At 67.4% G+C, this 12561-nt stretch carries 16 protein-coding genes; 13 read left to right on the forward strand and 3 right to left on the reverse strand.

What is annotated here, in order from left to right; translation table 11 throughout:
* Positions 1-4: 4 nt before the first annotated feature.
* Genes gspG through gspN form a run of 8 tightly spaced genes read left to right on the forward strand, consistent with a single transcriptional unit; the run spans position 5 to position 5278 of the window.
* Positions 5-484 (forward strand): type II secretion system major pseudopilin GspG, encoded by a 480-nt coding sequence (gene gspG / locus FHS96_RS05305; protein ID WP_429588426.1) that lies wholly within the window; start codon positions 5-7, stop codon positions 482-484.
* Positions 485-488: 4 nt separating this feature from the next.
* Positions 489-1043, forward strand: a complete 555-nt coding sequence (locus tag FHS96_RS05310; RefSeq protein ID WP_429588428.1) for a GspH/FimT family pseudopilin — start codon at positions 489-491, stop codon at positions 1041-1043.
* Positions 1036-1410 carry a type II secretion system minor pseudopilin GspI gene (gene gspI / locus FHS96_RS05315; RefSeq protein WP_429588430.1) on the forward strand — a complete coding sequence of 125 codons (375 nt, stop codon included), beginning with the start codon at positions 1036-1038 and terminating at the stop codon, positions 1408-1410. The genes FHS96_RS05310 and gspI overlap by 8 nt, the downstream gene beginning before the upstream one ends.
* Entirely contained in the window at positions 1407-2021 is a 615-nt protein-coding gene (gene gspJ, locus FHS96_RS05320) for a type II secretion system minor pseudopilin GspJ (RefSeq protein ID WP_429588432.1), read from the forward strand. Before gspI ends, gspJ begins: the two co-directional genes overlap by 4 nt.
* On the forward strand, positions 2021-3016 hold the full coding sequence (gene gspK / locus FHS96_RS05325; RefSeq protein ID WP_429588434.1) for a type II secretion system minor pseudopilin GspK: 996 nt from the start codon (positions 2021-2023) through the stop codon (positions 3014-3016). The genes gspJ and gspK overlap by 1 nt, the downstream gene beginning before the upstream one ends.
* Positions 3013-4134, forward strand: coding sequence for a type II secretion system protein GspL (gene gspL / locus FHS96_RS05330; protein ID WP_429588436.1), 1122 nt, complete (start codon positions 3013-3015; stop codon positions 4132-4134). The genes gspK and gspL overlap by 4 nt, the downstream gene beginning before the upstream one ends.
* Positions 4131-4610 (forward strand): type II secretion system protein GspM, encoded by a 480-nt coding sequence (gspM, locus tag FHS96_RS05335; protein WP_429588438.1) that lies wholly within the window; start codon positions 4131-4133, stop codon positions 4608-4610. Before gspL ends, gspM begins: the two co-directional genes overlap by 4 nt.
* The gene (gene gspN, locus FHS96_RS05340; protein ID WP_429588441.1) at positions 4610-5278 is read left to right on the forward strand and encodes a type II secretion system protein N; all 669 of its coding nucleotides are present in this window, start codon (positions 4610-4612) and stop codon (positions 5276-5278) included. The genes gspM and gspN overlap by 1 nt, the downstream gene beginning before the upstream one ends.
* 54 nt (positions 5279-5332) lie before the next feature.
* Here gspN and dapE read toward each other — a convergent pair whose 3' ends face one another.
* Entirely contained in the window at positions 5333-6457 is a 1125-nt protein-coding gene (dapE, locus tag FHS96_RS05345) for a succinyl-diaminopimelate desuccinylase (RefSeq protein WP_429588443.1), read from the reverse strand.
* Between the two features lie 45 nt (positions 6458-6502).
* Here dapE and FHS96_RS05350 point away from each other — a divergent pair, with 45 nt between their 5' ends.
* Positions 6503-6949 carry a cupin domain-containing protein gene (locus FHS96_RS05350; RefSeq protein WP_429588445.1) on the forward strand — a complete coding sequence of 149 codons (447 nt, stop codon included), beginning with the start codon at positions 6503-6505 and terminating at the stop codon, positions 6947-6949.
* 10 nt (positions 6950-6959) lie between these two features.
* Here FHS96_RS05350 and FHS96_RS05355 read toward each other — a convergent pair whose 3' ends face one another.
* Complete coding sequence (locus FHS96_RS05355; RefSeq protein ID WP_429588447.1) at positions 6960-7970, reverse strand: alpha/beta hydrolase; 1011 nt, start codon at positions 7968-7970, stop codon at positions 6960-6962.
* A gap of 158 nt (positions 7971-8128) precedes the next feature.
* Here FHS96_RS05355 and FHS96_RS05360 point away from each other — a divergent pair, with 158 nt between their 5' ends.
* Both FHS96_RS05360 and FHS96_RS05365 read left to right on the forward strand, forming a co-directional pair.
* Positions 8129-8662: a VOC family protein gene (locus FHS96_RS05360; RefSeq protein WP_429588449.1), complete on the forward strand. Its 534-nt coding sequence runs from the start codon at positions 8129-8131 to the stop codon at positions 8660-8662.
* A 186-nt stretch (positions 8663-8848) separates the two neighbouring features.
* A complete protein-coding gene (locus FHS96_RS05365; RefSeq protein WP_429588451.1) occupies positions 8849-9763 on the forward strand; it encodes an MBL fold metallo-hydrolase in 915 nt (304 codons plus the stop codon).
* A gap of 47 nt (positions 9764-9810) precedes the next feature.
* Here FHS96_RS05365 and FHS96_RS05370 read toward each other — a convergent pair whose 3' ends face one another.
* Positions 9811-10701, reverse strand: coding sequence for an AraC family transcriptional regulator (locus FHS96_RS05370; protein ID WP_429588452.1), 891 nt, complete (start codon positions 10699-10701; stop codon positions 9811-9813).
* A gap of 150 nt (positions 10702-10851) precedes the next feature.
* Between FHS96_RS05370 and FHS96_RS05375 the strand changes: the two genes are divergently transcribed.
* Positions 10852-11922: an aldo/keto reductase gene (locus FHS96_RS05375; protein WP_429588453.1), complete on the forward strand. Its 1071-nt coding sequence runs from the start codon at positions 10852-10854 to the stop codon at positions 11920-11922.
* Between the two features lie 34 nt (positions 11923-11956).
* Positions 11957-12445 (forward strand): nuclear transport factor 2 family protein, encoded by a 489-nt coding sequence (locus FHS96_RS05380; protein ID WP_429588454.1) that lies wholly within the window; start codon positions 11957-11959, stop codon positions 12443-12445.
* Positions 12446-12561: the final 116 nt, after the last annotated feature.

The raw sequence follows: 12561 nt of genomic DNA on the forward strand, positions 1-12561 counted from the left end.
TTTCATGCGTAGTTCCTCGATCCTTTCTTCCCTGCGCCGCCGCCTGGCCGCCAGACCGGCCAGGCGGCCGGCAGAGGACGGCTTCACGCTGGTAGAACTGATGGTCGTGATCGTGATCATCGGGCTGCTCGCCACGATCGTCGCGATCAACGTGATCCCCGCAGGCGACCGCGCCCGCGTGGACAAGGCCAAGGCGGATATCGCCACGATCGAGCAGGCACTGGAGATGTACCGGCTCCACAACCTCAACTATCCGTCGACCGGCGATGGCCTGTCGGCGCTGCTGACCCCGCCGGCGTCGCTGCAGAACGCCCAGCGCTACCAGCGCGGCGGCTATATCAAGAAGCTGCCCGACGACCCGTGGGGCCGCCCGTACAACTACAGCGCACCGGGCCGGAACGGTCCGTTCGACATCTGGTCCTATGGCGCCGACGGCGTCGAGGGCGGCACGGACGACAACGCCGATATCGGTAGCTGGCAGTAAGCCGATGACCTCGCGGCGGAACGATCGGGCACAGGGCGCGATGCCCTTGCGGCGTTCCGCCGAACACGGCTTCGTGTCGCTGAAGCGTGTGGCCGAAAACGGCTTCACGCCCCTGAGGCGTTCCGCCGAACACGGCTTCACGCTTGTCGAACTGATGATCGTGATCACGATCGTCGCGTTGATGTCCGCGGCGGTGGTGCTTGCGATGCCCGATCCGCGTGGCCGTCTAGTCGACGAGGCGGAGCGTTTCGCGGCGCGCGCCAAGGCGGCGCGCGATGCCGCGGTCGTCGAATCGCACAGCATCAACCTCAGCGTGTCGGCGCAGGGCTACAGCTTCGAGGCGCGCCGCGCGGGGCGCTGGATGAAGTTGGCGGACAAGCCCTTCCGCCCCGAGGAATGGAGCGACGGCACCGTCGCGGTCGCCGCGGGCGGGCGCAGCCGGGTGACGTTCGATTCTACCGGCCTCGCCAGCCAGCGCATGGAAGTCACGCTGCTGCGCGAAGGCGTGCGCAGCACGGTGGTGATCGATACCGACGGAACGGTGCGGATCGATGGGTAAGTCCGGCGCGAAAGGGGAAGCCGGCTTCACCCTCCTCGAAATGCTCGTCGCGCTGATCGTGTTCAGCCTCGCCGCGCTGGCGCTGCTGCGGCTGGAAGGCGCGACGATCCGCAGCACCGCCGATCTCGAAACGCAAACGGTGGGGCAGATGGTCGCACGTAACGTCGCGGTCGAAACGCTGAGCGATCCGCTTGCGCCATCGCTCGGCAAGAGTGACGGCAAGGCCGAGAATGGCGGCCGCCAGTGGCGGTGGGAGCGCCGAACCTCGCTGACCGGCGACCAGCGCATTGCCCGCGTCGATATCTCCGTGTTCGACGCGACCGGTTTGCAGGCAGCACGCCTCACCATCGTCAGGCCGCGCGAATGACGGCCCATGTCTATTCACGGCGTTCCGCCGAACACGGCTTCACACTGGTTGAGCTTCTGGTCGCGCTTTTCATCTTCGCGCTGCTCGCCGGCGCGGGTGTCGCGATCCTGGCCTTCAGCGTGCGCGCGCAGGCAGCGGCGAGCGATCGGCTCGACGAAATCGCCGCGCTCGGTCGTGTCGGGGCGATCGTTTCCGCCGACATGGCACAAGTCATCCCGCGCTCGACCCGTAACCGGGAGGGCGATCCGCTTCCCGCTTTCGATGGTCTCGCCGTCAGCAATGGCGAGCCCTTCCTGTCGTTCGTTCGCTCCGGCTGGACGAATGCGGAAGGATCGGCACGCGCCAGCCTGCAGCGCGTGGAATATCAGTTGGTCGATGGCAGGCTCGAACGCGTGCCCTTCGCCATGCTCGACGGGGCGGAGCCGATCACCCGATCAGTGCTGCTCGACGATGTCGACCGGCTCAGCGTCCGCTATCGCATCGACAATGACTGGATGGACGCGTGGCAGCCGACCCGCGCCGAGGCTCTGCCGCGTGCGATGGAACTCACCATCCGCCGCCGTGATGGCCGCGAATATCGCCAGCTCTTCCTCGTCGGAACGGGCTATTGATGCGCGCGCGTCCTCCCATACCCGCCGGAGAGCGTGGGGCCGCCTTGCTGACGGTGCTGCTGCTCGTCGCAGTGATTTCGGTGCTGGCTGCGGGGGCGCTGGAGAAATTGCGCATCTCGACGCGTCTTGCCGCCAATGCCAACGCGACCGATCAGGCGCGCGCCTATGCCTATGCCGCCGAAACGCTGACGCAGCGCCGCATCGACGACATCATGGAGCGCGATGCGGCGCGCACGACGCTGGAGGGCAATTGGAACGGCCGCCGCCAGCGCCTGCCGATCCCCGGCGGCCTCGCCACCGCGACCGTTTCGGACGGCGGCAATTGCTTCAACCTCAACAGCGTCGTCAGCGGCGCGCAAGGGCTGGAGAAGCAGGCCTATCCCTACGGCATCTCCCAGTTCGAGGCGCTGATGACCTTGCTGGAGATCCCGCCGCAGGAAGCGCGGACGATCGCGGTCTCGCTGGCCGACTGGATCGATACGGACAGCACGCCTGGCTCGGGCGGCGCCGAGGACAATTATTACGCCGCGCTCGCCGAACCCTATCTGCCCCCCAACATGCTGATTCAGGATATCAGCGAATTGCGCGCGGTTGCGGGCGTCACGCCCGAGGTCTACGCGCGCCTCAGGCCCTGGATCTGCGCATTGCCGAACAATGAGCTTTCACCGATCAACGTCAACACGCTGTCGCCCGAACAGGCGCCGCTCTTCGCCATGCTGTTGCCACAGCAACTGACGCTCGATCGGGCACGGCAGATGCTGCTGGAGCGGCCGTCGAACGGCTTTTCGAGCGCCGCGGCCTTCTGGAAACTGCCTGCGCTGGAGGCGCTGGTGCCGCCGATGCAGGCGGCCGAGCAGATCAAGGTAAGGACGCGATATTTCAATCTGAGCATCAGCGTTGAGCTGGCCGGCGCCGAGCTGAGCGAGACCGCGCTGATCGATGCCACCCGCACGCCTTCGCGGCTGGTGCGGCGGCAATGGGGGGATCCTTCATGAGCAATGCGCTGGTGCTTTTCTTGCCAGAGCGCCCGGACAGCGTGTGGCGCTGGCTGCGTTTCGCCGGCGATGCCGTGGTCGGGCGCGGCGAGGGGGCCGAGACGATTCCGGCGACGGCGGCGGACAGTGCCGAGATCGAGCGTATCGTCGCGGTGGCGCCAGCCGGCGCGATGACGCTCGACTGGGCCGAATTGCCTAAGCTGGCACCCGCCCAGGCGCGTGCGGCGGCAAAGCTGCTGGCGTCGGAGAACACGATCCAGCCGGTCGAGGCGCTGCACGTGGCACTCGGCGAGCCCGATGACGAAGCCGAGGCCGGCGTCCGCCCGATGGCGACGCTGGAAGCCGCGCGCATGAGTGCCTGGCTGGCGGCGCTGCAGGCGCGTGGGCTCGATCCGGATGCGATCGTGCCCGCGGCGCTGCTGCTGCCGCGGCCGGAGACCGGCTTCGTCCGCGGCGTGCTGGGCGAAGAGACCGTGGTGCGCGGCCGTGACAGTGGCTTCGTCGAGGATCCACAGCTTGCGCCGCTGCTGATCGGCGATGCGTCCACCGACTCGCTCGACCGCGAGGCGCTGGAACGTGCGATCGCCGCCGGCGTCGCCGATCCGTTGCTTGATCTTAGGCAGGGCGCGTTCGCGCGGCGCCGGCGCTGGGCGATCGACTGGAAGCAGGTCCGGCGGCTCATCACTATCGGCGTCGCCATTGCTGGCGTTACCCTGGCGATCAGCCTTGCCCTGATCCTTCGCTACACGCTCGCCGCAGACGACCTCGAACGACGCGCCCAGGTCGTGGCGGCCGAGGCGCTGCCGGGCGGCGCGGGGCAGGGCAATGCGGTGGCGCTCCTCGACGAACGGCTCGCGGGCATACGGGGCGGCGGCTACGGCTTTTCGGTCACCGCGGGGGCGGTGTTCGCCGCGGTCGAAGGCGTGCCCGCAGTCGATCTCAACGCAATGACCTTTGAACGGGATGGCACGATGAAGCTCACGCTCTCGGCAGGCACCGGGCTCGAGGTGGAGGCGGTGAAGGCAAGGCTGGAGGGGCTCGGCCTCCGCGTCGTGCCCAGCGTGTTCCAGCAGTCGGGCGACCGGATCAATGGCGACCTGACGGTGGCGCCGCGATGAAGACGCAACTGCGCCTGTGGTGGAGCGGCCGCACGCTCCGGGAGCAGCGGCTGCTGCTGGCGATGGCGGCGTTGCTTGCCATCGTCATCGTCTGGCTCGGCATATTGCGGCCGGTGACCGATGGCCTCTCGCTGGCGCGTGAGCGCCACGCGCAGGCCGTGATCGGCTATGGCGAGGTGCTGGCGAAGCGCGACGCGCTGCGTGCGCTGACCCGCGCTGCGCCAGCCCCGCTCGATCAACCGCTCGAAGCCGTCGTGCGCCAGACCGCGGGAGAGGCGGGGTTCACCTTCGCCAGCCTCAACGCCGACAGCGCCGATCATCTGACCTTGACGATCGCCAATGCCCGGCCGGCCGCGCTGTTCGGCTGGATTGCCGGCCTGGAACGGCGCGGCTTGCTGGTCGAGCGGCTGGTGGTGCGCGACAATGCCGATCCGACGCTCAATGTCGAACTCACGCTCAGGGGAAGGACGCGCTGATGCGGTTGAGACTTCCGCTGGGCCGCCGCGCGCTGCTGATCGCGGCCTTCGTCATCGCGCTCATCATCAGCTTCCCCATGCGCCTGATGCTCGGCGCGATCGGGCTGGGCGACAGCGGCTTTTCAGCGCGCGAGGTTCACGGCAGCGTCTGGCTCGGCCGGCTGACCGAGGCGCGGGCCGGCACGATCCCGCTGGGAGACGTCAGCGCGTCACTTTCGCCCGTGCAATTGCTGGTCGGCCGCGCGCGCGTCGACCTCGGCGGCAAGGGGCCCGATGGAGTGCGCGGCGCTGTCGGTGTTTCGCGCAACAGCTTCGGCGTGGATGATGTCACCGCCAAGCTGCAGGCCGGCGCCAGCTTCGCACCCTTGCCGCTTTCGACGATCGACCTCACCGATCTCTCCGTGCGCTTCGCTGACGGCCAGTGCCAGCGTGCCAGTGGCCGGGTCCGCGCCAATCTGGAAGGTGCGCTGGCCGGTGTGCGGTTGGGTGGCGGTCTGACTGGCAATGCGCGCTGCGACGGCGGGGCGCTGCTGCTGCCGCTGGTCGGCGAATCTGGCATGGAACAGGTGATGTTGCGCATCCGCCAGGGCGGCCGCTTCACCGCCGACATCGCTGTGCGTCAGGGCGACGGACCTGGCTTCTCCCAGACGATCCAGGGCACGCTCTGACCCGCTCCCCTCCCGCGTGCGGGAGGGGCTGGGGAGCGCCTGTCCGCTGGAGTGTCAGCCCGGCAAGGCCGCCCGCAGGATTTCTGCATAGATCGCGGTGAGCGCGTGGATATCCTCCACCGCCGCGGCCTCGTCCAGCTTGTGCATCGTGGCGTTGGGCAGGCCGAACTCCACCACCGGGCACAGTTTGGACAGGAAGCGCGCGTCGGAGGTGCCGCCGGTCGTTGAAAGTTCCGGGATGATGCCGGTGACGCGCGTGATCGCGCCCGCGACCAGGCTGGAAAGTTCGCCCGGCTGGGTGAGGAAGGCCTCGCCCGAGATGCGCGCGATCAGCCGTGCGCCGGGTGCTTCCTCTTCCACGATCGCGCGGATCATCGCGGTCAGCGCTTCGCCGCTGTGGCGATCGTTGAAACGGATGCTGATCCGCGCCTTCGCCAAAGCGGGGATGACGTTGGTCGCGGGGTTGCCGACTTCAAGATCGGTGATCTCGATGTTGGAAGGCTGAAACCAGTCGGTGCCCTCGTCCAGCACGATCGCCTCGATCCGGGCGAGGATGCGCACCAGCCGCGGGATCGGATTGTCGGCGAGATGCGGGTAGGCGACATGCCCCTGCGTGCCTGACACCTCGATCCACATATTGACCGAGCCGCGTCGGCCGATCTTGATCATGTCGCCCAGCCTTATGGTGGAGGTGGGCTCGCCGACCACGCACAGATCCGGGCACAGGCCGCGCGCGCGCATATGCTCGATAAGCGCGACGGTGCCGTACAGCGCCGGGCCTTCCTCGTCGCCTGTGATGATCAGGCTGACGGTGCCGTCTAGATCGCCAACTTCTGCCAGCGCGGCGACGAACGCGGCGATCGAGCCCTTCATGTCGACCGCGCCGCGCCCATGGAGCAGCCCGCCGCGAATCTCTGGAGCGAACGGCGCGCTCGTCCAGCCTTCGCCGGGCGGCACGACGTCGAGGTGGCCGGCGAAGGCGAAATGCTTGGCCCCGGTGCCGCGGATCGCGAACAGGTTCGCAACCGGCCCGTCCGGCGCCTCGCCGGCCTCGAAGATGTCGACGGCGAAGCCAAGCGTGCGGAGCGGTTCGGCCAGCGTCTCCATCATCGCGACACCGGCGGGCGTCACGCTGGGAACGGCCATCAAGGTCTGGGCGAATGTGACGGGATCGATCATCGCGACCGCCTAGCGACGCCGCCCGGCTTTGCCTAGACTGGCGCCATGCCGAAGATCGATCTGCATGCCATCCCGGAAACCAATGCCAGCGGCTATCCGGCGCCCTATCGCGACGTCGTCGAGCGGCGCTGGTATCGGCGACTTGCGCCGCCGGCGGGCCTCAGCGACTTCGGCGTCAGCCATGTCCGCCTCGAACCCGGCGCCTGGTCGTCGCAGCGGCATTGGCATGCCGAGGAAGACGAGTTCGTCGTGATCCTCTCCGGGGAGGCGGTTCTGATCGACGATCATGGCCGCACCCCGCTCAAGGCCGGCGACTGCGCGGCCTTTCCCAAGGGAGACGGCAACGGCCACCGGCTGGTCAATGAAAGCGGGGCGGACTGCGTGTTCATCGCCGTCGGTCGCCCGGCGGTGAGCGACTGCCATTATCCCGATATCGACCTGCACGTGTTCCCAGGCCTCGGCTTTCGCCGCAAGGATGGCAGCGCGATCTGACCAGGCGGGATCAGCCGTCCGCACCCGGCCAATGCGCGGCGACGAAGCGCACCGTCTCGGCCACGAGTTCCTGGTCCTCGGGCGTGCCGCCCATGAAGCCGCCATGCGGCATCGCCTCGAAGATATGCAGGTCCACCGGCACCGAAGCCCGCCGCAGCAGGCGGTGCATGCGGACGGCGTTCGACAGGAACAGATCGCGCGTACCGCTCTGCAGGAAGGTCGGCGGAAACCCGCTGAAATCGCCGAACACTGGCGAGAGATAGGGATGCCCAAGGTCCGCGCCGCTGGCATAGAGCAGGTTGTTGGCCATCAGTGAGCCGGGCAGCACGACATCGACCGTGCGGTTGACCTGGAAGCTGTCACCGGATTCGGTGAGATCGACTTCCGGAGACAGCAGCACCAGCGCGGCCGGGAAGGGAAGCCCTTCGTCCCGCGCGCGCAGCAGCATCGCGACCGCGAGATTGCCGCCCGAGGAGCGTCCGCCGATGATGATGTTCGCGGGATCAAGGCTGTCGAGAAGGTGGCGATAGGTCGCCAGGCAATCGTCGAGCGCCGCCGGGAAAGGATGTTCGGGCGGCATGCGATAGTCGATGCCATAGCAGGTCACGCGATGCCGGTCGGCCTGCGTCTGCGCCGCTGCACGACAGGCATCGCCGCCGCCGAACACCAGCGCGCCGCCATGCAGATCGATATAGGCGCAGTCGCTGCGTACCGGATCGGTCGGCGTGGCGACATGGACGGTCGCGCCGCCGACCTCGATCGTCGTCACGCGCGACTGCGATTGCGATTGCGACTGCCCGGCCAGCGCCTTCATGCCCGCGGCATATTGCTGATCGACGGCCGCCTTGATCCGCATCCAGCCATCATGATCGTCGACGGCCGGCATCGCGTGGAGCGAATTCAGAGGCACGCCATCGTCGCGCACAAGGCGCTGAAGCGCGTTGCGCGCCTCCGCGCTGATCGAGGTGGGGAAGGGGATGATGCGCGGGTCCAGCCGCACGCCCGGGGTGTCGTCGGTCATGATGGTCTCTCTATGCGATGCGCACGGCCCTATGGCGCGGCGCGATTGCTGGCAATGTTGGCAAGTTGCGTCGAACGGACCGTGCGCGATTGCCATCCCATGCGCGATCCGGCATCGACAGGAGAAGATAATCGCCCACCTTGTGAAGGGCCGAGAGGATGAGCCAGGCGAAATACGGGCCGATCGCGCAGATCGGCATGGTGACGGGCGATCTCGATGCAAGCATCGCCCGCTGGATTGCGACGATGGGCGTCGGCCCATGGACGCTGTTCCGCAATGTCATGTTGAAGGGCCGGTTTCGCGGTCAGGAAGCCGTCGTCAGGATGGATGTCGGCCTCGCCTATCAGGGCGAGACGCAGGTCGAACTGATCCACGTGACCAACGGCGCAGTCTGCCCCTATCTCGCTGCGGACGGCACGCCGCTGGCCGGGCTGCATCATCTCGCGTGGATCACCGACGATCTCGACGCCACGTTGGCCGATGCCGAGGCGGATGGCCTGCGCACCCTGTTCCGGGCGGAGAGCCCCGGCACGCGCGTCGCCTATCTCGAGGCGCCGGGCGAGGCGGGCATCCTGTTCGAGTTCATCGAAAGCGCGCAGACCCGCCAACTCATCGCCGATGGCATCGCCGCCACGCGCGTCTGGGACGGCAGCGACCCGATCCGCGTCATCGATTTCGCCGCGGAGGCGTAGAGCGATTATGTCGACGATCGCGCGCGAGCCGATACCTCCCGCACGTATCGCGATGCCCCGCAATCCGCGTAGCAACCCCTGTGCCGCGGCATAGGCTGAGCAATCCCTCCATCCGATCGATCGCCGATCCGCCGGGGCCTAGCCTTCTTGTCGCCGTGTCCAACGCGGCAACCAGGAGGTAGACTCATGAAGCTGGACATTTTCGCGCAGCCCGACGCAACCGGCGCGGAAGAGCTGGTGCCGTCGCGCTATGCGCTGCGGGTCGGCGAACTCGATGTGCTCGTCGTCAGCGATGGCGTGCTGCCATTGCCCACCGAAACCCTGGCGACCAATGCCGAGCCCGCAGCGCGCGCCGCATGGCTGAAGGGCATGTTCCTGCCGCCCGACGGGTTCGACTGGCCCTTGAACGTGCTCGTGGTGCGCAGCGGCGACCAGACCATTCTCGTCGACGCCGGCCTTGGCGGGCAATTCCCCGGCTTCCCGCGCGCCGGGCAGTTCCCACACCGGCTGGAGGCCGCGGGCATCGATCTCGCCTCGGTAACCGACGTGATCATCACCCATATGCATATGGACCATGTCGGCGGGCTGCTCGTCGATGCGGTGAAGAGCCGGTTGCGGCCGGACCTGCGCGTGCATGTCTGCGCCGCCGAGGTCGATTTCTGGGCGCGGCCCGATTTCTCGCACACCTCGATGCCGGTCCCGGTGCCACCGGTGCTGCGCACCACCGCGCAGCAGTTTCACGAAGCCTATCGGGATCGTATTCAGACGTTCGAACAGGATTTCGAGGTCGCGCCAGGCGTCATCGTCTCGCGCACCGGCGGCCATACGCCGGGGCACAGCGTGGTCCGCCTGACGTCGGGCGGCGAGCGGCTGACCTTTGCCGGCGATGCGATCTTCCCGGTCGGGTTCGACCATCCCGATTGGGCCAACGGGTTCGAGCATGACCCTGAAGAGGCGGCCCGTGTCCGCATCCGCCTGCTGAACGAGGCCGCGGCGACCGGCGAACTGCTGGTCGCCACGCACCTGCCGTTCCCTTCGGTCGGCCGTGTCGCGGTGGATGGAGATGCCTTCCGCTGGGTGGCAGGCTTCTGGGACTTCTGAGGACGAGGTGGCGGGGCGGGGCGCGGATTGATGCACGCCCTGCCTCCTCAGGCGTCCGCTGCCGCGCGCAGCCGGAGCGCGTCGGCGGCGGGCGGGGCGCCGAACAGGCGGGAATAATCGCGGCTGAACTGGGAAGGGCTGCCATAACCCACCTGAAAGCCCGCGGTGGCGGCGTCCATCGCCTCGCTCACCATCAGCCGGCGCGCCTCCTGCATCCGCAACTGGGTGCGAAATTCGATCGGGCTCATCGCAGTGATCGCCCGGAAATGCTGGTGAAAGGAGGATCTGCTCATCCCGGCGACTTCCGCCGCGTCGTCGATGCGGCATGGATCGCGATATTGCGTGCGGATCCAGATGATCGCGCGCGCGATCTGGCTCAGCCGACTGTCTGCCTGCGCCATATGGCGGATGATGCCGCCTTCCGACCCGGTCAGCAGGCGGTAGAGGATCTCGCGGATCGTCAGCGGTGCCAGCGCATCGATGTCGGCAGGCGTATCGAGCAGGCTCACCAGCCTGATGACCGCATCGAGCAGCGCCGGCGTCATTGCGTTGAGCGTCAGCCCGGCGGGCAACGCGGTCTCCTCGTCGTCGGCGGCCGGATGGCGGATCGCGAGGTCGCTCAGCGCGGCGATGTCGAGATCGAGCTGGAGGCTGAGATAGGGCGCCTCGGCGCTCGCCTCGATCACCGATCCCATCACTGGTAGGCCGACCGATGCGATCAGGAAACGCGCCGGATCATAGTCATAGCTGATGTTGCCCAGCCCCGCGCGCTTGCGGCCTTGCGCGATGAAGCACAGGGTCGGTTCGTAGATCACCGGCATCGGCAAGCTCGGGAATGACCATCGTATGAGCGTCACGCCCGGCAGAGCGCAATCGAACATGCCATCTTGCGGGGTATGGCGGGCGATGGCGGCCGCAAATGTCTCCAGTCCGGTCATGGCCATCATCTAGCATCGTCTATGCTGCGGGAAAGTCCGCGAGGCACGGGTTCGGACGATCGTGCAAGGATATCGGACAAGCCGTCTACCGCCGTCGCTGCGGCGCGGGGCACATCAGGCGCATCGGAAAACCAATGCAGGAGCTTGTCCGTGACCCAATCGACCTCTCTCGACCAGTATCGTCTGCTCGGACGATCGGGCCTTCGCGTCTCGCCACTCGCGCTCGGCACCATGACCTTCGGTGAGGACTGGGGCTGGGGTGCCGACCCCGCCGAAGCCCGGCGCATCTTCGATGCCTATGCCGATCGCGGCGGCAATTTCATCGACACCGCCGTCAACTACACCAATGGCGCGTCCGAGCGGATGGTGGGCGAGTTGATCAAGCCGAAGCGTGATCGCTTCGTCGTCTCCACCAAGTTCACGATGGCGCGCGATCTGGAGAACATCAATTCTGGCGGCAACCACCGCTACAACCTGGTGCGGTCCGTCGAAGCCAGCCTTCGCCAGCTCGATACCGACCGGATCGACCTGTTCTACCTCCATGCGTGGGACTTCACGACCAGCTCCGAGGAAGTGATGCGTGCGCTCGACGATCTCGTACGCGACGGCAAGATCCTTTACCTCGGCATCTGCAACACGCCGGCATGGCGGGTTTCGCAGATGCAGGCGATCGCCGACCTCCGCGGCTGGTCGCCCTTCGTGGCGCTCCAGATCGGCTACAGCCTCGTCGAGCGCACGGTGGAGCATGAACTCATGCCGATGGCTGAGGCGATGGGGCTGGGCGTGCTACCTTGGTCGCCGCTGGGCGGCGGTATCCTGACCGGCAAATATAGCCGCGCCGACCTTTCGGACGAGAATGACGCCAATGTCTCGGCCACGCGCAAGGGCGTGATCGCCTCATCCGGCCATCTTAACGAAGACGCGCTCGCCATCGCCGATGTGGTGGGGGAGATCGCCGGGGAGATCGGCGCCTCGCGCTCGCAGGTCGCGCTGGCCTGGACGTTGCAGAACAGCGCGGTGGCGGCACCGGTGATGGGCGCGCGAACACTGGCGCAGGCAGAGGATAATTTCGGCGCGCTCGGGGTGAGCTTCACGCAGGACCAACTCGACCGCCTCGACCGCGCCAGCGCGCCGGCACCGATCTTCCCCGAGAATTTCATCGGTCGGCCGATGGCGCAGCAACTTATCTTCGGCACGTCGAAGCTTGTCGGGCGACGTTGAGATGCTGCCAGCGTGCATCGCGAGGCTAGCTGCGGTGACGCTGGCCACCGCGGCGCCTCCCCACGCCGCGCCCGTCGTCGTACAAGCGGCGACGGCGCGGCCGGCACCATCCGCGCGCAACCGCCAGATCGTCACGGCCGCCTTCGATCGCTGGGCGGCCGGAACCGGCAACATCTTCGAGGAATTGCTCTCCCCGGACGCGGTGTGGACGATCAAGGGTTCGGGGCCGAGCGCGGGCCGCTTCGAAGGCAGGGATGCCTTCGTCGCCCGCGCGGTGCGCCCTTTCGTCAGCCGCTTGTCGGCGCCGGTGCGTCCGGTGACGCGCCATATCTGGGCGGATCGCGACCATGTCATTGCCAATTGGGAGGGCGAAGGCGTCGCGCGCGACGGGGCGCCCTACCGCAACAGCTATGTCTGGATCCTCCGCATGCGCGACGGAAAGGCAGTGGAGGTAACCGCCTATCTCGACCTCGCGCCTTATGATGATGTGCTGCGCCGCATTCCGGCGCCGGATGATCAATAAGATCGCCGCGTCGGCGCGCTGCTCGCCTTATGCCGCGTGTCATCGCATCTTATGCCGCAGCCGGCTCTCAAGCGCGGGATCATGCAGTATCGCGGCGGCATGGGCATGATGATCAC

It is taken from the genome of Sphingomonas zeicaulis (genome assembly GCF_050433225.1).
In the GTDB taxonomy this organism is placed as follows: domain Bacteria; phylum Pseudomonadota; class Alphaproteobacteria; order Sphingomonadales; family Sphingomonadaceae; genus Sphingomonas_D; species Sphingomonas_D zeicaulis.